This is a genomic window from Prevotella sp. AM23-5 (assembly GCF_003473645.1).
GTDB classification, from domain to species: domain Bacteria; phylum Bacteroidota; class Bacteroidia; order Bacteroidales; family Bacteroidaceae; genus Prevotella; species Prevotella copri_A.
Genome location: NZ_QUCG01000182.1, coordinates 1 through 920 on the forward strand (window position 1 = coordinate 1; position 920 = coordinate 920).

Annotated in this window: 1 protein-coding gene; it reads right to left on the reverse strand. The window is 45.4% G+C overall.

The annotated features are described in order from the left end of the window. On the reverse strand, nucleotides 1-920 hold a 920-nt coding region (locus tag DW657_RS18090), incomplete at both ends, for a hypothetical protein (protein WP_158577431.1).

A 920-nucleotide genomic window follows, 5' to 3' on the forward strand; every position in this document is an offset into this window, starting at 1 on the left:
TTGATGATATAATCACCCACAAAATCACGTGCTACTGTAAGATGACTGTCAGACCAGATCTTACGGATGTAGGCATTGGCAAAGACGGTGGCAAGAGGACGCTTATAGCTGATGTTGAAGGAAATATGCTTGCTCTTGTCGGCGGTATAATCCACGAAACCCGTATAAAGATTACGGTAATCACGCATCAGCAGACCCTGATAGAAATTCTGTTCATCCACTTCCCGCTGAGCGATTCCACCGGAAAGCGTAGCCTGCAAACGGGCTGTAAGGAAATAGCTCACGCTGAGTTGAGGAGCAACCTGTGTCTTGCCGGCATTCTCTTTCGCTCCCATCAACTTATCATTATAATAATAAGGTGTAAAAGTGATGGGCATCTGGAATCGAATATGCCAGCCACCCTGGTTATACTCAGCCTCCGGCGATGCATAGGCACGTAAGAAGGTCATGTTCAATTGATTGCGCATATTACCCAGAGAATCAGGAACTCCCTCCAGATGACTCTTCATCGTTCTGCTCAATACCTGCAAGCCAACCTTCATCATTACGGTAAAAGGCTTGAGGAAAAAGCCGAGCGAAGTATTGGTATGACTGAAGAATGCTGCCGAACGAACACTTTGATAAGCCGTTTGCTGCGAATGATTAACAGATAGGGAGTGCGGATTCACCATATAAGCATTATACGTGTTAAAGGTATAGGTTCGCTTACCACTCCGTTGCAACAGTTCCAGTTTGTCTGATACTTTATATTTCGGCATCTTGACTTGCTGATGATTAGGATAAGAGCCGGCAATATCCATCATGATATCATTCCAAGCCAGGTCGGTGGAAAGCTGATTGGCTACATAAGCCTTTTCGCCATTCGATGTCAGCGTAAAGTCGGCAACCAATCTGTTCTGCTTCTGCTTAGCCTGTTCATC